The sequence below is a fragment of the Streptomyces sp. NPDC088354 genome, assembly GCF_044753585.1.
Classification (GTDB): Bacteria; Actinomycetota; Actinomycetes; order Streptomycetales; family Streptomycetaceae; genus Actinacidiphila.
In genome coordinates, this window is sequence record NZ_JBIVNJ010000031.1 from 40,393 (window position 1) to 61,319 (window position 20,927).

The 20,927-nt window shown below is 68.6% G+C and carries 21 protein-coding genes and 3 pseudogenes; 9 read left to right on the forward strand and 15 right to left on the reverse strand.

Annotated features, from left to right (window positions below):
* The first annotated feature begins 76 nt into the window (after window positions 1-76).
* Complete coding sequence (locus ACIP98_RS31920) at window positions 77-529, forward strand: VOC family protein (RefSeq protein ID WP_401979205.1); 453 nt, start codon at window positions 77-79, stop codon at window positions 527-529.
* Between the two features lie 894 nt (window positions 530-1,423).
* Here ACIP98_RS31920 and ACIP98_RS31925 read toward each other — a convergent pair.
* The 3 genes from ACIP98_RS31925 to ACIP98_RS31935 all read right to left on the reverse strand — a co-directional run bounded on the left by ACIP98_RS31925 (window position 1,424) and on the right by ACIP98_RS31935 (window position 4,376).
* Window positions 1,424-2,581: a cytochrome P450 gene (locus tag ACIP98_RS31925; RefSeq protein WP_401979207.1), complete on the reverse strand. Its 1,158-nt coding sequence runs from the start codon at window positions 2,579-2,581 to the stop codon at window positions 1,424-1,426.
* 664 nt (window positions 2,582-3,245) lie between these two features.
* Window positions 3,246-3,635 carry a VOC family protein gene (locus ACIP98_RS31930; protein WP_401979209.1) on the reverse strand — a complete coding sequence of 130 codons (390 nt, stop codon included), beginning with the start codon at window positions 3,633-3,635 and terminating at the stop codon, window positions 3,246-3,248.
* A gap of 366 nt (window positions 3,636-4,001) precedes the next feature.
* The gene (locus ACIP98_RS31935) at window positions 4,002-4,376 is read right to left on the reverse strand and encodes a hypothetical protein (protein ID WP_401979211.1); all 375 of its coding nucleotides are present in this window, start codon (window positions 4,374-4,376) and stop codon (window positions 4,002-4,004) included.
* A 249-nt stretch (window positions 4,377-4,625) separates the two neighbouring features.
* Here ACIP98_RS31935 and ACIP98_RS31940 point away from each other — a divergent pair, with 249 nt between their 5' ends.
* The 4 genes and pseudogenes from ACIP98_RS31940 to ACIP98_RS31955 all read left to right on the forward strand — a co-directional run.
* Complete coding sequence (locus ACIP98_RS31940) at window positions 4,626-4,949, forward strand: DUF1778 domain-containing protein (RefSeq protein ID WP_401979212.1); 324 nt, start codon at window positions 4,626-4,628, stop codon at window positions 4,947-4,949.
* Window positions 4,946-5,317 (forward strand): fic family toxin-antitoxin system, toxin component, encoded by a 372-nt coding sequence (locus tag ACIP98_RS31945; protein ID WP_401979213.1) that lies wholly within the window; start codon window positions 4,946-4,948, stop codon window positions 5,315-5,317. The genes ACIP98_RS31940 and ACIP98_RS31945 overlap by 4 nt, the downstream gene beginning before the upstream one ends.
* Window positions 5,318-5,725: 408 nt before the next feature.
* Window positions 5,726-5,971, forward strand: coding sequence for a hypothetical protein (locus ACIP98_RS31950; RefSeq protein ID WP_401979214.1), 246 nt, complete (start codon window positions 5,726-5,728; stop codon window positions 5,969-5,971).
* Window positions 5,972-6,495: 524 nt separating this feature from the next.
* Window positions 6,496-7,077 (forward strand): annotated as a pseudogene (locus tag ACIP98_RS31955) (NAD-dependent epimerase/dehydratase family protein); the annotation flags it as partial.
* Window positions 7,078-7,255: 178 nt separating this feature from the next.
* On the opposite strand, the gene ACIP98_RS31960 reads toward ACIP98_RS31955, so the two are convergent.
* On the reverse strand, window positions 7,256-7,702 hold the full coding sequence (locus ACIP98_RS31960) for an ATP-binding protein (RefSeq protein ID WP_319663721.1): 447 nt from the start codon (window positions 7,700-7,702) through the stop codon (window positions 7,256-7,258).
* Window positions 7,703-7,970: 268 nt separating this feature from the next.
* On the opposite strand from ACIP98_RS31960, the gene ACIP98_RS31965 reads away from it, so the two are divergent.
* From ACIP98_RS31965 to ACIP98_RS31980, 4 genes are all read left to right on the forward strand, one after another.
* Window positions 7,971-8,843 carry a helix-turn-helix transcriptional regulator gene (locus tag ACIP98_RS31965; protein ID WP_319663722.1) on the forward strand — a complete coding sequence of 291 codons (873 nt, stop codon included), beginning with the start codon at window positions 7,971-7,973 and terminating at the stop codon, window positions 8,841-8,843.
* On the forward strand, window positions 8,840-9,091 hold the full coding sequence (locus ACIP98_RS31970) for a DUF397 domain-containing protein (protein ID WP_319663724.1): 252 nt from the start codon (window positions 8,840-8,842) through the stop codon (window positions 9,089-9,091). The genes ACIP98_RS31965 and ACIP98_RS31970 overlap by 4 nt, the downstream gene beginning before the upstream one ends.
* Before the next feature lie 31 nt (window positions 9,092-9,122).
* Window positions 9,123-9,941: an SAM-dependent methyltransferase gene (locus ACIP98_RS31975; RefSeq protein ID WP_401979217.1), complete on the forward strand. Its 819-nt coding sequence runs from the start codon at window positions 9,123-9,125 to the stop codon at window positions 9,939-9,941.
* Window positions 9,942-10,384: 443 nt separating this feature from the next.
* Complete coding sequence (locus ACIP98_RS31980; RefSeq protein WP_401979253.1) at window positions 10,385-10,729, forward strand: hypothetical protein; 345 nt, start codon at window positions 10,385-10,387, stop codon at window positions 10,727-10,729.
* Here ACIP98_RS31980 and ACIP98_RS31985 read toward each other — a convergent pair.
* The 11 genes and pseudogenes from ACIP98_RS31985 to ACIP98_RS32035 all read right to left on the reverse strand — a co-directional run bounded on the left by ACIP98_RS31985 (window position 10,651) and on the right by ACIP98_RS32035 (window position 20,879).
* On the reverse strand, window positions 10,651-11,529 hold the full coding sequence (locus ACIP98_RS31985) for a transposase (protein ID WP_401979218.1): 879 nt from the start codon (window positions 11,527-11,529) through the stop codon (window positions 10,651-10,653). The genes ACIP98_RS31980 and ACIP98_RS31985 overlap by 79 nt on opposite strands.
* A gap of 127 nt (window positions 11,530-11,656) precedes the next feature.
* Window positions 11,657-12,127 (reverse strand): DUF2690 domain-containing protein, encoded by a 471-nt coding sequence (locus ACIP98_RS31990; protein ID WP_401979219.1) that lies wholly within the window; start codon window positions 12,125-12,127, stop codon window positions 11,657-11,659.
* Between the two features lie 777 nt (window positions 12,128-12,904).
* On the reverse strand, window positions 12,905-15,142 hold the full coding sequence (locus tag ACIP98_RS31995; protein WP_401979221.1) for a M48 family metalloprotease: 2,238 nt from the start codon (window positions 15,140-15,142) through the stop codon (window positions 12,905-12,907).
* Complete coding sequence (locus tag ACIP98_RS32000) at window positions 15,139-15,705, reverse strand: hypothetical protein (RefSeq protein ID WP_401979222.1); 567 nt, start codon at window positions 15,703-15,705, stop codon at window positions 15,139-15,141. The genes ACIP98_RS31995 and ACIP98_RS32000 overlap by 4 nt, the downstream gene beginning before the upstream one ends.
* 607 nt (window positions 15,706-16,312) lie before the next feature.
* The gene (locus tag ACIP98_RS32005; RefSeq protein ID WP_401979224.1) at window positions 16,313-17,122 is read right to left on the reverse strand and encodes an alpha/beta fold hydrolase; all 810 of its coding nucleotides are present in this window, start codon (window positions 17,120-17,122) and stop codon (window positions 16,313-16,315) included.
* Between the two features lie 67 nt (window positions 17,123-17,189).
* Window positions 17,190-17,336, reverse strand: coding sequence for a hypothetical protein (locus ACIP98_RS32010; protein WP_401979251.1), 147 nt, complete (start codon window positions 17,334-17,336; stop codon window positions 17,190-17,192).
* 64 nt (window positions 17,337-17,400) lie between these two features.
* Window positions 17,401-17,709: pseudogene (locus tag ACIP98_RS32015) on the reverse strand (DJ-1/PfpI family protein); the annotation flags it as partial.
* 141 nt (window positions 17,710-17,850) lie between these two features.
* Window positions 17,851-17,976: a hypothetical protein gene (locus ACIP98_RS32020; protein ID WP_401979225.1), complete on the reverse strand. Its 126-nt coding sequence runs from the start codon at window positions 17,974-17,976 to the stop codon at window positions 17,851-17,853.
* Window positions 17,954-18,298 (reverse strand): GntR family transcriptional regulator, encoded by a 345-nt coding sequence (locus tag ACIP98_RS32025; RefSeq protein ID WP_401979227.1) that lies wholly within the window; start codon window positions 18,296-18,298, stop codon window positions 17,954-17,956. The genes ACIP98_RS32020 and ACIP98_RS32025 overlap by 23 nt, the downstream gene beginning before the upstream one ends.
* Before the next feature lie 269 nt (window positions 18,299-18,567).
* Window positions 18,568-18,785: pseudogene (locus tag ACIP98_RS32030) on the reverse strand (hypothetical protein); the annotation flags it as partial.
* A 60-nt stretch (window positions 18,786-18,845) separates the two neighbouring features.
* Window positions 18,846-20,879, reverse strand: a complete 2,034-nt coding sequence (locus ACIP98_RS32035) for a ThuA domain-containing protein (protein WP_401979229.1) — start codon at window positions 20,877-20,879, stop codon at window positions 18,846-18,848.
* Window positions 20,880-20,927: the final 48 nt, after the last annotated feature.

The following is a 20,927-nucleotide window of genomic DNA, read 5'->3' on the forward strand; positions in this document are numbered from 1 at the left end:
CGATCGGTCGGGCCGTCGGCGCGGTGTGATGCCGTGCTCGAACCGGACGGACCGAGATCTCAGAGAGGAAGCACGGATGTCGTTCAACTCCCACACCCTGCACGTGACCGTTCGTGGCACGGACGAGGCATCCGCCTGGTACCAACAGGCCTTCGGAGCCGCAGAGCTCACCAGGCCGGTGGTACCCGGTGGCCGGCTGATCCACGTCCAGGTCCGCATCGGGACGCTCACCCTGATGCTTGCCGACGAATTCCCTGAGATGGAGTCCTTCGGGCCGCAGCACTTCGGCGGCACCTATGGTGCCGTCTACTTGCATGTCGACGATGTCGATGACACCTGGCAGCGGGTCGTCGGTGCCGGGGCCACGGTGATTCGCCGGTTGAGCGACGCTTTCTGGGGCGAGAGAGAGGGTCAGCTCCTCGATCCCTTCGGTCATCGGTGGGGGCTCACGCAGCATCTCCGCGACGTGCCGCTCGCCGAGCTCCAGGAGCTCACGAACGAAGCATTTTCCGGCTTTACCACAGGGTGAACGCTGTGGGCTCGACGGCGCGTTTGCTGAGGGACTTTCCCGCGTCGCCTGACGAGCCCTGCGCCGCACGGTGCGGACCTGCAGCCTCTCGATGCTGCGGTGGTGCTGCACAAGCACGATCACCTACTGTCCCTTGACACTGCGGTGTGCTGGCCATCTTTCCTGCGCTGCTCGCTCCGGTTTCGGTTCTGGGCGCGCTTGGGAGTTCGAGCATCAAGCCGCTCATGGCCAACGTGGCGGCGCTGGCGCTGGGCCCCCGCTCGCGACAGGCGCGGCAGGTGATCAGCCGCCCGCGCCGGTCGGCCCTGCCGCCCGGCGGAGCACCGGCCCGAGTGGACGCAGAGCGTGGCGGCCCGGTGATCAGAAGGCCCACGAGCGAGGCCACAGCGCCGACGGCGTGGGCGATAGCGCGGCCGGTCCTCTTCAGCCCTCAAAACGGCTCGTACACGTTGCGCTGGACCGAGATCGCTCACGTTCACGTACCCATGGAGCGGTAGGGCGCCCAGCGCGGAGACGGACACCAGGAACGGGAACACCCGCACCGGCCGCCTGCGACCGAGCAGCAGGACCAGCAGCCAGCGCCGCACGGCGACACGTGACGCCACTGCCGGCGGCGCTGACGATTGCTCCGGACAGCAGGTCGCCTGGTGATCGAAAACCGGGACGGCCCGTCATCCCTCCCGACGGGCCCGCACTCGTAAGCGGCACCTGGCTTGACCTGCGGTGCTCAGAGCCGGGATCGCACGTCAGGGCAAGTGGCCTGCACGCGGTTGCGTTCGACGTGCAGGCCACTCAGGTGGGCGGAATCAGACCGCTAGGTCACCCCCAGGACGGGTCCCAATTGGAGACGGGGGTGTTCCTGATGATGCGCCGGATAGCAGCGATCATGGTTGTTCACCTCCTTCCGAGCGTGTGAGTCGAAGGCTTGGGGGTCCGGTGGAAGGCGAAGGGGCGGCAGACCGCGGCGTTGGTCACGAACGGGGACATGTTGCCGCCTGTGACGGTCAGGTGTGCGTCGCTCGTGAGGGCGCTCACGGTGTCCACAATCATGGTGTGCGCGACCGCCGCTCCGGCGCAGGTGAAAGGGCCGGTGCTGTAGGGCAGGTAGGGGCCGTGTTCACCTGGTTCGGCCCAGCGTTGCGGCCGGAACATGTCGGGCTCGGCCCAGCGGGTTTTGTCATGGTGCAAGAGGTAGGGGCTGACGGACAGGACCGCGTCGGGCTGGAAGGAGATGCCGCCGAATTCGATGGGGTGGGGGACGGGACGGCCGACCATCCAGACCACCGGACGATGTCGTGCCGCCTCGCGGGCGATCCAGTCGGCGGGCCATGGCCACGGGGAACCCGGTGTGTTGTGGAGGCAGGCCAGCAGCAGTGACCACGCCACCGAGTGGCCGACGGTCTCAACGATTGCCGAGTACATCTGCAGGTACAGGTCGGCTACGGCGGGGCTGGTGACCTCGTTGGGGCACGCGCCGATCGCGGTGTCCAGCATGTCGCGCGGCTCATCGGCACGAATGCCCTCCTCCCGGCGAAGTGTCACCTGTTCGGCCAGGGCTCGCTTCAGCTTCGGGCGCAGCATCTCGACCCGTGCCCGCTGCCTCAAGCGCGGCGCGCGGAGCAATATGCCGATGCGTACGGCTTGAGCCAACAACCGGTGCAACGGTGGTGAGACCTGGGGGTGTAGGAGCATGTCGGCAGTGCACTGGTACGCCAGCATCGTTCCGGCTCCCGGCCATTGACTGGCCTCGGGGAGTCCGGCCACGGCCCTGGCCACGTTGTCCCGGTACTCGGGCAAATGCGCCCGCATCAGTTTTCGTACGGCGCGGCCGAACTCGGTCTGGGCTGACCTTGAGGGCAGCAGGTCCCCGAAGAAGGTGGACCGTTCCGAGTTGAAGACCGGGTCGCGGAGCACCCGGAGTGCCAGGTCGGGATCGCCCACACACCAGGTGCCCCACGGCAGACGAAACACTCCCGACGGACTGCGGTGACAGAAGTCTTCGATGAACCCCAATGGATCTCGCCGGAACCTGAGCATTTCCATCCTGCTCATCAAGGCCCCTCCCGCACCGCTCGCAGGCCCTGTCCGGCACACCGGACGGATCTTGCGAGCAGTAACTGTCGCATCGCACTGTGTATCCACTGTGTTGGCGCCAACGAAAAACTACTCTTTTCTCACTCACTTCGCATTTTGACGATGAACTTCCCAATGTCCGGGACCGTGTAGAGGGCGGGTCTTGCAGGGAGTTTGCGGTCGGCGTAGTTCCTGGCAGGCGGCTACCAGGGATGCCGGCAATGGCTGGAGATGGCGCGTGTCGACACGCTCCGGATGGTGGCCGAAGCGTTGTTCTTCAGCTGGGGATTCGTCGCTTCGCCTGCGGGAACTCGGACTGCGTACGTTGCACCCTCGTCGAGTAACTGCCCGGCCGAGACGCCGGGCAGGCAGTCCCAGCGGACGCCACGGCCGCGATCCGCCCTCGCTGTAGTCGGTTTGGCCCTCATGGGCCCGGCCGGGGTCAGCATCGCCAGAGTCCTCGGAATGTCCGTCAGCCGCAGCACGCTGGCTCCTGCTGGTGGAAGCGGCGACTCGAACGCGTGCCTTCGGATCGATACGGCGAGCGGTGCCTCGAGGTGGCGGCCGCCTGGGGCAGGCCGGCCATGACTGCAGAAGTAGCACGGCGGCAAGCCTGGGCAGCCAGCGGTGCCTCGTCAGCGGCTCACTGGCCCTGGGCGATCTCCCACATGTAGCCGTCCAGGTCTCGGAAGCTGGCGGTACGCGGACCCCAGCGCCTGTCCATCGGCCCGTTGACGAGCTCAACGCCTGCCGCGGCGAGCTCCGAGCACTTCGCGTCAACGTCGTCCACCTCGACGGTGAAGAGCAAGCGCACACCCGCCTCTCGCGGGGCCGCAGTCGCCGGATCGATGAGTTCCGAAACGTGCGTCGTCCGCAACAAGTTGATGATCGTCCCGCCGAACTTAAAAGCGACGGAGTGCTCGTCCTCGAAGAGGATCGGGGCCTCGAAGACATTCAGATAGAACTTCTTCGAGGCGGACAGGTCTTCGACAAAGATGGTGCTGGCGGCGATGCCCTCGGCCCATGCGCTCATGACAGCTCCCAGTTCGTTGCCGGTAACGGAGAACACAGCCTACGACCGTCCACTGACAACCCACGGCAGACCCTGGAAGCACGGCCGCCCTGACGCAGGCCCGATACCGAGAGGCGAACGCCTGACGTCGCCTCCTTCCCGGAAGCCCGAGGGCAGGCACTCGAGGAACTCAGACCGCTCGATCACGCGACTGCGGACTGCGCGGAGCGTGGAGCAGCTCAGCCCACCGGGAGGGCCGGAGCATGCGGCGACGGTCACTTTGCCGCAAGCGACGATCAGCATCGTCGCCCACTCAACCCCGGGGTAGGGCATGTCCGATGCGGCAGGTTGCCCAGCCAGCGGGCCTGCGCCCGCAGCGTTGAGACGTCAGGCATCTCGCTCAACCGCCGGGGTGCCGTGGGGTGCGCACCGATCCTCTACGGGCCGATCGGTGGCGCCGCTGCAGGGGCTGCTTCGTGGCGTGCTTGTCCCAGCGATGTGGTGGCGGTGGACGGGTGCGAACATCTGCTCGGGTGTGGGGAAGGTGGGCGCGTCGCTTGCCTGGCCCGCCTTGGCCCTGTTCTTGGCGGCGGCATTGGTGCCGACCATCGTGCCAAGTGGGCGAAGTGGGCGCCTCTGCCGGCGCACTGACCTCAGGACAAGGAACACCACGGTGGCCCCCAGCACGACATCGGCCGCGTCGGCAATCTCGACGAGGAGCCACGGCGCACCCAGCAGATGCGGCACCTTCGCGGCGATCATGCCCACGCCTGCGAGGAGGGGCCGCCATGTCCGGAGATCGAGGCGGTCCCGCAGATCCGCGGCGAGGACGGCACCGGCGAGGGGCCCGAGCCGGTTACCGCGGCTGTCGAGCCCGGCGCCGCCCGCTCCGGTCGACCCCGAGCCCGCCCCGGTGGTCCTGCACTGTGTCCGGGAGCCGCAGCCTCGCGTGCTGTCCGGCCCGCCGAATCCCCTCCCTATGGGAATGACACCAGTGCTACCGTTGCCACCATGAGCGCATCCGAGAAGGCCGAGAAGAAGGCCATGAGCCTCAGGTTCCCTACCCAGGAGCAGTACGACGCCATCGCCGGGGCCGCGAAGGCCGCCGGGGTGAGCATGCAGGAGTATGTGCTTTCGGCCGCCTACGAGCGCGCCACGGCAGTCGAGAAGATCTTCCTGGACGCTGCCCGGCAAGCCTCGGAGTACACCCGCGAGGCCTTCGCCGAGTTCGGCGACGACCAACCCGACACCGACCGGCACGCGGCCGCGCTGGCCGCAGAGCGCCGCCTGGCCGAGCTGGACCGTGCCGAGGCGGGCCACGGGAACGCCGCGTGATCCACAGCATCGACGTGCCGTTCCTGCTGCACGCCGCCGAGCAGATCGACGGCGACCCACAGGTGCACGAACTGGGCGTGCTCTACGCCGCGGTCGCCCGTGTCCACTCCAGCGCCATGGACCACGACTGCTACGGCTCGGACCACCTCAAAGCGGCCGCGCTCATGCATGAACTCGCGCGGATCCCCTGCCTGGAGCACTCGAACCTGCAGTTCGCATGGGTCAGTACCGTCGGGCTTCTGGCCTTGCAGGGCCACCGCCTGGACTACCCGCCCAAAGACGCCGCGGCTCTCGTCCGCGACGCGGAAGCCGGCCTGGTCACCGTGAAGGAGATCGCCGTGACGCTGCGCGGATGGACCGTCCGGTAACGGCGACGACATCGTGGGGACCGCCCGGCCCCCATGGGTTTCCCGCAGCCTGTCTGACCGCTGATGGCCGACCTCTGTAGAGCTACGGATCATTGGGAGGAAGCCGCGTCCACGTGCTGCCGGACTCCGGCTCCAGGTATAGGGCGTACGGACCTTCCAGGGCCGCAACTTCTCACCGGCAGTACCGGATCCTGAACCCTCCTTCGGGACCGACGCCTACGCCCGTGGACTTCCGCTGAGCGCATCCTGTTGCCGCGGCGTGGCCGTTGCCGTGACGTGCACCGTCCTGTGGCCACCGACACGAGCGGCTCCCGGCGTACACCCGTTCGGCCGATAGGAGTCGCCGCCCCGCCACCGTTTTGGTCTCATGGCCCTGAACCGCATCCGCGTTCGAGTGGGAGGTGGCCGATGTACCACATGAGCCCCGAACACGTAGCAACCGAGATAGGGACCCGGCAGTTGTGGCATGCCGTCGACTGCAACGGCAACACTCTGTGCGGACAGGCCTTGAGCGAAAAGGCGCTGCACACACCAGGCGTTACCCCCGAGGACTACTGCACCACCTGCATGCGCGCCGTCGGCGCCGCAATGGCCAGCCACACGCGGCAGACGCATGTCGCCTCCACCGGCGAAGGCGTCCTCGATGACCACTGAAACACCGGTGGTTCCAGTCAGTGGACCAGCATCTTCCCCCACAGAGAGGGCGCAGGCCAAACGCCCGCCCCGGACGGGATGGGGGCGATTGATCGCTCGCGATGGAGCCGCCGGTCAGGGCTTGCCGGTGCTGATACGGCGCGGACCCGGACGACCTCGACATGACGTCCTCGGCCAGGATGCCGCATGTCGCCGGGGCCGGGCTCCTGTCCAAGTCTCCACGTAGGCCAGGCGCTCGCGCGCTTTCAGCCGACCCGTGAGGAACGGCTCGGGAGAGGGGTGGTGTGGCTGCTACCAGCGCATGCCGAGTGCGTCGAGTCCCGCGCGTCGTTCTCGGTGAACTTGTCTGCCCGGCGGCGGGCGTTGTCCACGTACTGACCCAGCCGGACCCCGGTCATGGTCCTTCCCGTGGCACGGTGAGCTGCTCACCATGCTTCCGATGCACCCGCAAGCCCCCTCGCGCGCGTGGAACTGGCGGGCGGCCCGGAGGTGATCGCGGTGGACGACCGGACCGAGATCCCCCGCCGAGCCCCTACCAGCGGTCGAAGACACTCGCCGAACGCGCCGCATGGCAGTTCATCCAGGACGAAGGCGGTGGCCTGGAACTGGCAGCGGTTCATCCCGTCGGGGTTCTTGGGCCCCTGCTCGGACTGGACGACCCGCCGTCCCTGCGGCTGGTCCGCAGAATGCTCGAGGGACAAGTTCCTGCGTGCCCTCCCTTCGGGATGGGCTTCGTCGACGTGCGCGACGTCGTGGATCTGCACCTTCGCGCGATGACCGATCCGGCAGCCGCCGGCGAACGCTTCCTGGCGATCGCCGGACACAGCCTGCGCGTCATCGACATCGCACGCATTCTGCATGACCGCCTCGGTGAGCGGGCCGCGAAAGCCCCGACCCGTGAACTGCCCATCTGGGTTGCGCGCGCACTGGGCATGGTGAACCCGGAACTGCGACTGCTCAGGCATCAGCTCGGCCGGGACCTCGACGCCACAAGCGCCAAGGCGGAGAAGCTTCTCGGGTGGCGAGCGCGGCCCATCGAGGACAACATCGCGGACACCGCTCAGAGTCTTCTCGCCCACGGCATTGGGACGAAGACCGGCTCGTAAACGACCGCTACCGACACCGACACCTACGGTGATGGCGGCCCCTTCGCTCGCGCGCTGGTGTCCTGGCGGGCGCTGCAGCCGGCGGCCCTTGTTCGGGGGAGCTGATGGCCGGTCGCGGATGCGGTCGGGGTGCCGGAGGTGTCGCCGACCGCAGCCGGGCGAAGCGGAGTGGATCGCCTCAAGGAGAAGTGAGAAGTGTCGCCCACACTGCGTTGCCTCCGGTGCGCACGGACCGGGTGACGCCCCACTTCTCCGAGATCTGCCGTACGAGCATGAGCCCCCGGCCGTTCTCGTCCTCGGGGCCCGGGGTGCACGCGGGCGGGCTGAGGTGTCCACGGTCGTGGTCGTGCGCCTCGATACGCAGGCGCCGGCCCGCGGCAAGGGTGATGCCGCACAGGATCCGGGTGCTGAGCGTGTGAACGACGGCGTTGGTGGCCAGCTCGGAGAGGATCAGCACGGCATCCGCGCGCGTCTCGCTCGGCACGCCCCACAAGGTCAGCCGCTCGCCCATCGCGTGACGGGCGACCTTCACGCTCGCGCGCTCCGCCGGCAGCTCCAACCAGTGGGCCAGGTGCGGGAAGGACGCCGCTAAGGACCGGGGTGAGGGAGTCGTGTGCGGGGCCACGGCGATCGCCTTCCATGGGAAACGTGCACGATGAGAGTGTCTCGGCAGGCCCGCGCCCCCGTCGCCAAAGCACGCCAAGTCGGCTAGCACGCACGCGTGTTGCTCCCCACGTTCGCGTTCGCCTGTGTCGCTCAGGAGCAACTATGCCCGCAGGCCCGTTCACGCTGCAACCGAACACCTGATAATTTCAGATCGGCCGTATCGGTCTGGCGTGCTACCCAAGTCGCTGTCAGAATGGGGTCGATGACTGACCTTCAGGAGGTAGTCCGTGAGCGATGCGCGTTCGGGCGCAGCCACCAGTGCACCCACCGTTCTCCGCATGATCCTAGGCAAGCGCCTTCAGGATTTGCGGCGCGGCGCGGGGGTCTCCCTGGATGATGCCGCACAGGCCCTGCGCGTAAAGCCGCTGACCATCCGTCGACTGGAGAAGGCCGAGGTCGGCCTGAGGATTCTTTACGTCGAGAAGCTGCTCGAGACCTACGGGGCGGGGCAGGACGAGATCGCTGAGTTCATCGCGATGGCCGAGCGTGCGAACGAGCCGGGATGGTGGCACGCCTATCGCGATGTGCTGCCGTCGTGGTTCACCGCTTACGTGAGTCTGGAGACAGGCGCGCGGACACTGCGCACCTACGAGCCGCACTATGTCACCGGGCTGTTGCAGACACAGGCCTACGCGCGGGCCATCTTGCGGGCGGGGTTTCCCAACGGCACCGAGGAAGACCTGGCCCGCCGTGTCGACCTGCGTCTGCGGCGTCAGAGCCTGCTGGACCGATCCGACGCTCCCACGCTGTGGGTGGTGATGGAGGAAGCCGTCCTGCATCGGGTCGTCGGCGGCCCCGATGTGATGCGAGATCAGATCGACCGGCTGCTGGAGGCCTCGGCGCTGGCGCATGTCAGCCTCGACATCGTTCCGTTCGCCGCCGGCGCCCACGTCGGGGCATGTGCGCCCTTCACGTACTTCCGCTTCGAGGAGCCGGAGCTGCCGGACATCGTCTACAGCGAGATCCTCTCCGCCTCCATGTATCTCGATCAGCGCTCCGACGTCGCGGCCCACCTCGAGGCGCACAACCGGATGTCCCTGCTGACCTCCTCCGAGAACAGCAGGGCCCTGTTGAACCGTATGCGCAAGGAGTATTCATGACCATCACAGACGATCGCGTCTACAACGGCATGCCCGCAACGGACCTCGGCGAGAAGGGCTGGGAGTGCCCGTGGAGCGGCCCCAACGGCGGCCAGTGCGTGGAGACCAAGCGACTCGATGACGGCCGAGTGGCGGTGCGGCAGTCGACCGACCCCACCGGTCCGGCATTGATCTACACACCCGAAGAGATCACCGCGTTCATCGCGGGGGTCAAGAACGGCCTCGCCGACCACCTGACGGTCGGCTGAACCACCACGCTCACCACGACAAGGGGACAGGATGAGCAACTCCCACGCTGCGCGGGACCTGGACACCAGCAGGCCGCACTCCGCCCGCATGTACGACTACTACCTGGGCGGGAAGGACCACTTCGAAGTCGACAAGCAGGCGGCCGAGACCGTGGCCACCGTGTACCCGGGCATCTTCACCTGCGCACGGGAGAACCGCGCTTTCATGCACAGGGCGACCCAGGTCCTCGCGATGGAGCACGGCATCCGCCAATGGCTCGACATCGGGACCGGCATCCCCACCGAACCGAACCTGCACCAGGTCGCTCAGGCCGCCGTCCCCGAGGCCAGGGTGGTGTACGCCGACAACGACCCCCTCGTCCTGAAGTACGCCGAGCGTTTGATGCGCAGCACGCCGCAGGGTCGCACCACGTACATCGAGGCGGACATCAACCGTCCCGAGGACCTCCTGGACGCCCCCGAACTGGCGGCCGTGCTGGATCTGGGCCGACCGGTGGCGCTGTCCATGAATGCCCTCATGCACTTCGTCACCGACGCCCAGGACCCCTACGGAATCGTGGCGCGCCTGCTGGAGGCCTTGCCCTCAGGCAGCGCTCTGGCTCTGAGCCACTGCACGCCCGACTTCGACCCGCCTACCTGGGAGAAGGTCACCGCCATCTACACCAACGCCGGCACCCCCGTGCAGTTCCGCACCCAGAAAGACGTCGCCCGCTTCTTCGACGGGCTCGACCTCCTCGATCCCGGAATCACGGTCGGTCACCGCTGGCGGCCCGCCGCCAACAACGTTGCCCCCCGACAGTTCACGGACGCCGAAGTCAGCCTCTGGGTCGGAGTCGGCATCAAACCATAGTCACACCAGCGGGCACGGTGAGCCGCCCAAGGCGGCCCACCACTTCCTTCCGGTCAAGCGGCCACGTGCAAAGCCTTTCGACGAAGGTGGAACCCCCAGCACTCGGAGAAGCCGCAGGCGCCTCGTACGCAGGCCGACCCGCCAGCACGGGCTGTCCAGGAGATACGCGCACGCAGGCCCGTCCCGGTCACCGGGGCGTGTTCCTGGGAACAGGGCCGCACAAAAGAACAGAAGTGAGTGACAGCGCGGGGCTCGTTCCCCGGGGCGCCGCGTCTGCTGAAGGGGCACGCGCCGTGCGTGTGCCCTGGTATGCCGCGATGGCCAATGCCTTCCCTGGATGCATCCTGGAAGTGGCGGCCCCATCTCCATCCCCATCCGCACCGATCCCGGATGGGGCCGCGAACGCCAGCGCGACGGCTCTGCCGATCCCCCGAGAAGCACCCGTGATCAGCACAACCCTGCTCGCAAATGAGACACCCATGACAGGCCTCTCTCGTTGTATATGCAACATCGACACGCGGGGCAGCCCTCGGACTACCCCTGTGGCCGCAGGTCCAAGCAGTCTGCAGGAGGCGGTCGGGCTGCTGGAGCACGAGGTTGCGGTGCTGCGCGGGCAGATGGAGGGTCTCTACGCGGAAGCACCGGCAGGCGCCCCTGCTCTGGCGGAAGGCGCCTGGGGCATCACGCAGGCGCAGGCCGGCGAAGGTGCTCAAGGCGACGTGCTGGCGCGACTCCCAAGACGATCACCCGTATCGTCTCCCACCTTGACGCGGATCAACGTGCCGTGAATCAAAGGGAGTTCACCGCAGTGGTCGGGACAGGGCCGCGGGCCTGCAGGCGGGGGTGCATCCGATCCCGGGTCAGAGTTTCTGCGGTGCCATAGGCGGGTGCTGACGGTGTCCGTGGGCTGGTCGCGTGTGTGCCAGGTCTCGGCCTGGCGAAGGTGAGGACACCACCGTGTTCGGGGGGCTGGCTGGCCCCCGCGCGGGCCAGAGCGGCGCGGGCCGGCGTCGCGGAGCATGACACGGTCCGAGCGCAATCGGCCGACCAGCTCGACGGGTAGGTCCGACAGGACGTGGGCGAGGTGGGTGACGTCGTGGCCGGAGTCCACGACGATGAGCATGTCCGGGTCGCCAGGCTTCCATCGGCCGGGCTGCCGGAGCCGCGTGACGACGTCGCGCAGTTGGACGGCGGTCACCGCGGTGGCGTCGTTGGCCGGTCCAAGCCCGACGGCGTCCAGAACGGCGGTCCATGACGTCCGTCTTCCGGTACTTCGGCGGCGGGGGCGACGCCGAAGACCGAGCCGGCGATGCTGCTGGAGCGGTACGACCGCCTCGGGGTGCGGATTCGGTCTTTGCCCGCGATTCCAGGGGGCGCTTGTACCGGCGGCGCCCCTGCCGAAAGTCCGGGCGGCGGCCCGCGCCCACGGAAGTCGCACCGCCTGCTCGGACTCGTCCTGGCATGATCCGGCGTCCGGCCGACACGGTGAACGGCAGGGCGGCGAAGAGAGCCGACGCATACAAGGGGCCCGACCGCGGCGCAGTCGGGCCCCTTGCTGGGCACGTACCGCCGCCCCCGCCGCGCACATGGGCGGCAGGGTGGGTCGACGGCTAAGTGCGGTCCTCAAGGGCCGCTCAGATGGACGGGTACGGCGTACGGCAGTTGCCTGCGAGCAGGACCGATATCACTTCCTGATCGCGACCGCACCCGGTCTTTCAGTAGTTCGACGTCCGCCCGGTAGCATAGAAGGCGCCACCGTCCTCGATGCCGTATGCGTACGAGGTCACGTTCGCGTCATTGACCATCGCCGTGTAGCACGTGCCGCTGCTGCTGGTCACGTGGCACGTGTAGGTGCGGCCATCGCTGTTCCGGATGATCTGGGCGATACCGCCGACATTGTCGCCGGGGGCCGCGATTGTGCCGTGCTCGATACGGGCCCAGGTAGTACGGCATGACGGGCTGTAGTACAGGTCGATGATGGCGCCGGAATTGTATGAGCCCGCATAGAGATAGGTGGATGCGACGATTCGCCGGTCGTTCCAGCAACTGGTGCTGCTGGCTGTCTGACCGTCGTAGGTGGCGGCGTGAGCTGCTGTACTCATCACGATGGGCACCGCGCCGGCGACCACCGCCAAGGCCGCGGCAATGCGGGCCGAACGCCAGATACGCGCAACCGTGCTCTTCATCTGACCTCCTGGTCGAGGAATGGAGACTGCCGTTGTTGCCGGACGGCACAGTACACACGCCCCGTGTGCCTCGAAAGGCTTTGGTGTTAAGTGGAATTGGGCATTTTTCAGCCACGTGGCGGAATGTGAGGAAACCATGTCACTCCGGAATTGAATAAACCTTTGCCTCGGAAGTGGATTGTGAGCCGCGGGCCATAGTGGAATCGAGTAATGGCTCCGCACGAACCGCCCGCAACAGCCTCAACCAGGACTGAACACCCTCCCGGATGCACCGGTCATCAATTGTTGTTGCCGGAGGACTCCCGCCGGGGGGTGCCCTCGCAAACGGGCGCACAGTCCAAGGAAGAGACGATGAGCAACCAGGCACAACTCGCTGACACGGTCCGCAACTTCGTCCGCACGCTGCTCCGGCTCGCCGACGAGACGACCCGTCTTGAGCTGCTCACCAAGGGCGAGGCGCCCGCACACCGGATCGTGGAGGGGTGGGGCAGGAAGACCAAGACCCGTGGTCGATCGCCGACGGGCGTACCGGCGAGATCCCCACATCCAGCACCGACGGCCTGGGCGGCTACACCGCCGCGTCGTCACCTGCGAGGTGGGGCGCCGGGCTCGGGGTCGCGGGTCGGCGCCCGCCGCAGCAGGCGGCCACAGCTGCCACCGTGGAGTTCAGGAAGATCGTGAAGCAGGAGGGCGCCGCTCAGGGGAGAAGAGCAGAGCTCGATCGTCCTTGCCGCGCCCGGCACACCCACTCCTACGCGTCGCACTGGGCCCGCTGGGTCACCAGCCCGGGAAGGCCGTGGCCTTCCGCGTCATCGCGGCCCTGCCCGGCCCTCGCCGGCCCCCGCCCCGCGGTGACTGGCCAGCTGGACGCGGCACCAGCGTGCGCAGCCCCGCGTGGACCGCGCACGCTGCCAACGCCCCCGGCGACGGCAGCGTGAGCCCAAGAAAGATGTCCTCCGGGCTGGGCAGGGCCGCGCAAGTGCCGGCCCCGAGCGCACAGCTCCCGAACATCTTCATCAGCAGGAACCAGCCGAGCAGCGCCAGCGCCCCCGACCCGTAGGCCGCGAGCAGACCCCGGACGACAGGCAACGGGGCGTAGTCCCGGGTCGCCCACAGAGCCGCCCCGATCTGGGCGGCGCAGATCACCAGGATCATGCCCCAGAAGGAGAAGACCCCGAGCAGCGCCATGAGGACGCCCATACCGGCCGCGGCAAGGCCGACGGGAACGCCCAGCCGGACCAGGGGGCCGGCCGTCGGCTGCAGAGGTCCGAAGCCGGTGGCCGGTCGCCCCCGTGCCGCACGCCCCGCGACGTACTGTCCGGCGATCGGGATCAGCACCGCTGCCACCGTCAGGGGCGTCAGGGCGGACGCTGCGACGCCGACGGACAAGGTGACGAAGTCCGAGACGAAGACCAGCGCCCCGGGGGTGTCCGGGAACAGGAATGACGCCGCATACAGCGTCAGGGGCGGCAGCTGCATCAGATAGTCGAACGCGGGGGCCAGGCCCGCGGCCGACGCACCCAGAACCGCGGCGGCCATCAGCCGTGGACGGCGCCAGCGATCCGGCAATGCGGTCCAGGAACGGGCCACCGCCGCCAGCCACCCCGCTGTGGCCAGCCCGGACAGACCCACCAGCGTCGCGTACGGGATGATCAGCGTCACCCCCCTTCCGCCGAGCATGGCCGCGCTGGAGGCCCCGGTCGGCGACAGCAGGTGTAAGACTCCCGCACCCAGCGCGAGGCCGAGGCCCGCGTTCCTGATCCGCGCCGGATCGACCGTTCCGGCGGCCCAGGCCGACCCTCGCCACAGCGCGGTGCCCGTCGCCCCGACCAGGAGCGCGGACGCCAGCGCGGTGGCCAGCGCCTCGGTGCCCGTACCGGTCTGGCTGCCGCCCCCAATGGGCCCCAGCTCCAAGAAGTCGTAGAGGAACGCCGCCGTGGCCCCCACCGCGCAGAAGTCCCAGAAGCCAGCCCGGTCCAAAAGACGTTCATCCCTCAGCGCCCCCTCGCGCTGCGCCGCCGTCGGATGGACCCGCAGCAGCGCGGAGCGCCAACTGGAACGCGGCGCGGACGGCAGGCCGTAGCTGCGGAACAGCCGCAGCAGTGAGTCCGCCGATCCCTCCCAGCTCCGCACCCGCGCGTCCGCGTGCAACTCCCGGCTGCGCAGCACCGAGTTCTTGAGGAAGGCGGCCAGTACCGCCAGCAGGCCGATGCGGACGGCGTGGGTGAGGTTGGCAGCAGCTAGCTCTGGACCGGCGACCAGGCTGCCCGGTACGGCGAGGACGGCTAGGCTGCCCGGCACGGCGAGAACGGCGAAGGACAACAGGGGCGGTCCGCTCATCCGCCACACGATGAGGGTGAGGAAGGCCACGTCGAGGTCCCGGTTGCGGATGTGGGCGAGTTCGTGCAGCACCACCGACCGGAACGCGTCCCGGTCTCGCGCGAACAGCGCCATCAGCCCGCCGCTCAGCACCACTTGCCGCCGCCTCGCGCGTCCGAACGCGAGGGCGTCGATGCTGGGTTCGAGGGGTTCGGCCAGAAACGTGACCCGGGGGTACAGGCCTGTCGTCCTCGTGAGCTCCTCCAGATACGCCGACAGCTCCGGCACACCGGTCAGCTCCCGGTAGCCGCGCCGGCGGCTCCGCCACGCCGGCAGGCAGACGTAGACACATCCGACGCTCAGCAGCAGGAGAGCGGTCGCTGTGGCGGTGACCGCCCACGCCGTGCCCGCCCGCGGATCGTGGCAGTCGAAGACGAAGGCCGAGGCGCCACTGCCCGGATGCGCGCTGCGCGCGCGGGCCGCGTCCTGTGTCGCGCGGGTCGCGCATTGGTAGTAGGCCAGCATCTGCCGCGGCTCGACCGAGGTGAGGACCGTCGATGACACGCTGTTGACCAGGGTCGCCGACGCCGTCGTCACAGCCGTGATCAGCAGCACGAAACGCGCGGTGGTGCCCGAGGGGAGGCCGAACGGGTCGCGCTCCCGCCCTGCCCGGCCGGCGGGGACCCCCGCGGTCACGGCGTGGATCCCTCCGGGCTCCCGGGCGGCCCGGCCGGCCCGGCGGGGATGGTGGCCAGCTCCGCCACGATGGCGTCGGCGATCGCCCGGGCTTGCTCCTCCGGCACCTGCAGCCGCAGGGCCGTCTGCCTGGCGATCCGTCGCACTTCGGTCAACTGCGCGGCGGACGGCGGCTCGGCCGTCACTGTGGGTCGCGTGGCCGCAGCCCGCCGCCGTCCCAACCTGAACCACACCCGCCGCCCCACGGACTCCGCGGCCCGCTCGGAGGCCTGCTGGGCCAGGTGGTCAAGCACGTGGACCGATGCCGTGAGCGCCGTGGCGCTGAGCAGCGTCGCAACCGTCTCCAGCCCGAGTCCCAGCGGCTCATCGCGGCCCGGGGCGACAAACCACGACGACGGGGGAGCGCGGTGGAAGGCCTCCGCCGTCATGGCGAACTGCGGCAGCTCCTCCGGCGCGACGGCCTCCACCGCGCGCCGCGCGAGCCGGGTCGCCAGCGTCTGGTCGTACCCGCGCATGTCGTCCGTGCCCCTGCCCTCGACGGTCCGTCCAAGGAACTCTGCCACCCCGGCGGGCCCCCGCGCTCGTGGTTCCGAGTTGTCGGCGCGTCTGCCGGTGAAAATAGACCAGCAGCGGCCCCATTTTTCGGCTGGGGGCCGCTTCGTTCGTGAACGGAGCGGGCCACGCCGGCACACCAGCTCCCGGTCTCGTTTCTGCTGCCGGATGAGCGCCTGAGACAAGTCGGATGCCTCGTTTTGACGACCAGGCTGCGTCGACCGACTGGTGGCCGGTGACCCGCCGGGCCCTGCGCGGCGGGCTGGAGCCTTGGCTCGCGCGGTGAGGCGCACCGGGGTGGATCTGGTGTATCGCCCGCCCGGTTCGGAGCAGGCGTTGTGGGCGCTGGGCGGTGACGTGACGCCCCTGAGCGTTGAGGGTCAGTTGCGGCCGCGAAGACTCACCGATCCCGACGCATCTGCCGTCCGGGTGGTGAGCGCAACTCACCGCCTGTACCACACCCGTGTCCCGCTCCCCGGAAGCCACCGCCCTCGAGGAAGCCGCCCCGGCACTCACTGAGTCCAGTCGGGACAGCCCGCCCGCCGCTGCGCCGGATCCATTGCCTTCCCAGCGCATCCGGTTCGGTGGTCTGCTTGACGGACTCAACGGCGGTCTCGGTCATCTGGCGCCTTGATCATCGGATCCGCCGTTAGTTTTACAGTCCCGTTCCCGGCCGAGGAAGCAGGACAGGAGTCGCCTGAAGTCGTGCGGGTGCTCGAGCGCCGGCACGTGCCCGCATCGGCCGAGCACGTGCAGACGGACATCGGCCAGGTGTTCGAGCAGGGGAAGGGCTGCCGTTCCGAGCGGGGTGACTCGGTCCTCGGCGCCGTGGACGAGCAGCACGGGCGCGCGGATTCCTGCCAGCGTTTGCGCCGAGAGGGTGAGCTCGTCGGCCCAACGTGCCCTAGGCGGAGGGAACAACGACGCGAACGCGGCCGCCCCCGCTCGCATCGCAGCTGCACGGGCAGCGACGGCCGACTCGGTCACGAGTGCTTGGTCGAGGACGAGGCGACTCAACATCTCTCGTGCCCCGAGCGGGCCGGCGGGGGCGGCCCAGACCGCATCGAGCTCGGCGGACAGCGGCGCCCCGGGGGCGCCCATCGTCGAGACCGCCACGACACGGGTGACCTGATGGGGACGCGCGGCCGCCAACGCCAGTGCCACGGCACCGCCCATGGAGTGGCCCACCACGGCGTAGTGCTCGATACCGAGAGCATCCATCAGGCCTGCGGCCTGATCCGTCCACAGCCGGAGCCCACCCCTGGTGCCCGCCGGGATTGGTGTACGGCCGAACCCCGCCTGGTCAGGAGCCACCAGGCGCCAGGACGTGCCCAGCGCCTGTGCCGTCGTTGCCCAGGCGCCCGATCCGGTCGTACCGGGTCCGGAGCCGTGCAGCATCAGCACCGCGGGCCCGGTGCCGCTCTCCATGACGTGGACGGGCGAGCCGTCGACTGTGATGGTCCGAAGTGCCGTCACTGGGGCAGGCCGGGTGGGGTCATGCCGGTGCGGAGTTGATGGATTTGGAGAAGAGTTCCATCATCGCCCTGCCGAATTGGGGCATGTCGGGCCATCCCCGGCAGGAGACGAGGTTGCCGTCCACGACGTCGGGAGCGTCGATGACCGTGGCGCCCGCGTTCTCCATGTCGCCGGTGATGGGGGGGGAAGCATGCTGTCTTGCGGCCCTTGAGCAGCCCGTACACGGCCGGCACCTGCGCGCCGTGGCACACCAGCGCGATCGGGAGGTTGCGCGCGAAGAAGTGCTCGGTGATGCGCCTGACGTCGGTGTCGACCCGGATCCACTCGGGGGCGCGTCCTCCGGGGATGATGAGGGCGTCATAGCGTTCGACGTCGACCTCGGCCCAGGGCACGTCGACCGGGAGCTTGCGGCCGTTCTTCTCCACGTAGGCGTCGGAGTTGGGGTCGAACTCGTGGATGACCAGCTGAACGTCGCGCATCGTCCGTGACGAGACGTCAACGTCCCAGCCGCCCTCCTGAACGCGATAGTAGGGATACATGGTGTCGAGCTCCTCGGCGGCGTCGCCGGTCAGGAGCAGCGCTCTGGGCACCTGCTTCTCCTCGTATCTGAGGCGGATGAGGCAGATCCGATCCGATCCGATTGTGCGAGCATTCCTCGGCCCAGTCCACCCGTCAAGCCTTTACACCATTCCGTCCGAGCCCTTGGCCGCGTCGAGCAATCGCCGGAACCGCTCGCCGGACAGCAGGATGTGCCGACGCATGGCGTAGGCGGCGGCGTCGGGGTCACGCGCGGCGATCGCGGCCACAACTTCTTCGTGCTCGGCCATGGGGTCGCAGACCGGCCACCTGCTGCAAGGATGCGCGTTCGGCGGATCTGCGCGCCGCTGCCGGCTCGAGGAGCAGGCGGAGCTCGAGCATGTCCTCGAATCGCTGGCGGGTGATTTGGGGGGGAATGTGATAGCCGGCATGAGGCACGCGCACGACCAGGCCCTCGGCCTCCATCCGGTTCAGAGCGTCCCGGATCGGCGTCTGCGAGACCCCCGGCTCCCGCGCCAGGACGTCGATCGTGACGCGGGAGCCAGGCTCGATCCGTAGCGACATCAGCTGTCCGAGCAGCGTGACGTACACCTCGTCGGCAAGCCGGCCACGACTTTCCCGGCGGCGTTCCGCCCGTCATGGCCCCACGGCTCCTCGCGACCATCGCTTCGTCGTCCATCGTGACGTGAGGATCTTTCTTGCGTCTTTGCGAACCTGTTGACATCGGTCGCAACGCTGCTGCATGGTGACGTCCATTCGGATCGTATAGGAAAGGTGACGGATGCCGGCCATCCTTCACCCATCGCGGAACCGCCCGCCAGCGCCCTACTTCGACCGCCTAAGACCGACCGGCAAATGGGTCACTTGAGGCGTCGGGTCGTGGGTCGGCCGTTCCAGCGGTAGCGGCTGGTCGATCGGCGGATGCGCATGCGGGGCGTGACCAGAGTCGCGGCGAGGTAGAGGCAGAAGTCCACGGCGCTGCCGTCCTTCTCGGTGCGGCGCCGCAGCCCCGGTCGACCGGAGAGCGTCCGGCTTTCTCGTCGCCCGAGGGCGCTTTCGTGATGCAGCCGTCCACGGCGCCCGCTCCAGCGTCAGCGCGGCGGGGGCGGCGATTCGCCGCCCCCGCCGCGTGAACGGGTCAGCGGTTGAGGTTCTGCATCCACTCCCGAAGCTCGCGCGCCTGCCGCGCGAGCTCGGAACGCGCCGCAGCGTCGCCGGAGGCCTGGTCGTTGGCCAGGGCGACGATCGAGTTCAGCGCCGGGATGGCGGTGGTGTACTTGGTCGCCAGGTAGCTGTCCCGCGCGATGTCCAGGGCGGCACCGGCGGCGTCCGCGGCGTCCGCGGTCAGCAGCCCGTTGGCTCGGTCAGCCTTGATCAGCAGGCTGGTCTCGCGGTAGGAGGAGCAGTTGGCGTCCGTGCGGTCGGCGGTCGTCTCGATCCCGCCGAGGATGATCTGCATGAACGCGTCGTCGTAGTACTGCGTCCGGAAGTGGCCGAGGATGTTCGAGAACGCCTTGCCACCGTCCCAGTTCTGGCACCACGCGATCGGGTGGTCGCCGTTCATCAGCTGCAGCGGGTTGGTGGCCGCGTTGCCGCTGTTGAGGCTGCGCTGGTAGCTGTCCTCGTTGAGGCTCAGCAGCGTGTGCACGTCGGCCCGCATGTTGCGGTCGAAGTTGTAGAGTTCGTCGACCGTCATCCACCGGGCAGGGAGATGCGCGGTCGCCGGGTGCGTCTTGTCCTCGGTCACCACCTCGGCGTGGATGCAGCTGCCGCACTGGCCGAACCCGTTCTGGCCGTTCGGATGGCTGGTGAAGAACCCACCGGCGAGGTTGCCGTACCACGGCCAGGTGCCGACCTCGAACGAGTCGGCGGCGCCGTGGATGCCGACATAGCCGCCGCCCTGCTTCATGTAGGCCTCGAAGTTCGGCTGCTCGGTGGTCGCATTGAGCGGGCCCGGGTGCCCGACGTTGGACTCGAAGACGATCGTGTCGTACTGCTTGAGCGTGTCGAGGCTCAGGAACGGGCTCGTGGGCAGCGTGACCGTCGGGAGTTGCGGGTCGTAGACGTCGACGTTGAAGTTGTGCGCGATGCCGAGCTTCTGGATCGCGGCCACGGTGTGCGGGATGTGGTCGTGCCGGAAGCCCGTCGTCTTGGAAAAGATGAGGACGTTGTAGTCGGCGTCCGGCTTGTGCGGGAGCGGGGCGAGCACCGGGTCCGGGATGAACTTCGGGCCCTGCGCGGGCTCGGACGTGAGGCCTGTCGCGGGCTCCGGCGGGAGCCGGTCGTTGAGCTGGTCGATCAGGTAGCGAGCATCGCCCACGAGTGTGCTGCGGGCCGAGCCGGGCGGGATCCGGCCGGCGATCGTGACGAACCCGTTCAGGAGCTGGGTCGCGCGATTGGCCGAACCGGCGTCGGCGAGCGCCTTCGCCTGGTCGACCTTGGCTTGGAGCGCCTCGCCGACATCCGCCGGGACGCTGCCGGCCGTCACGAAGCGGTTGATCAGCGTGCCGACGTCCGTGAACGAGGTCGTCACGATGAATGTCTGCGTGTACTTCGCGCTGCTGGAAGCAGCGTCGGAGAGATGCACCGCGAGCGTGTGCACGCCGAGCGACAGGTCGGAGGTCTGCACCGGCAACGGCGGGACCAGCTTGCCGTCGAGGTACATGTTCAGCACAGCCACTCCGCCCGAGCCGGGTGTGGGGTCCGTGCGCGTCGGGATGAGCGTGGCGACGTGACCGACGTGGCCGTCGGTGATCGCCGGGTACGATGCGGCCGGCGCGCGCGTGTCGATCCGGACCGAGATCGAGCGGAACGCCGCGATGTTTCCGGACGTGTCGACCGCGCGGTACCGGACGCTGGTGTTGCCCTCCTGCGTGATCACCGCCGACGCCGTGGCCGACGTCGGCGCCCCCTCGACGGGCACGTCGATGTATGCGGCGCCGCCGTTGAGCGAGTACTGGAACTTGGCGATGCCGACGTCGTCGGTCCCCGACACGTTCAGCGTCACCGGGCCGGTGTACCAGTTGTTCTGGCCGGTCGGCGCAGAGGGCGACAGCGTCGCGACGTTGATCGTCGGCGGTGTCGTTTCCTGTGCCCACGACGGTGTCGTGGGGATGAGTGCGGCCGCTGTCAGGAAGGCGGCCGCTGCCGATGTGCGAAATCTTCTCCGCATGAGTGTCTTCTCTCCTGCCGCTGTACAGGCGGGTGGGCTGGGTGCGGA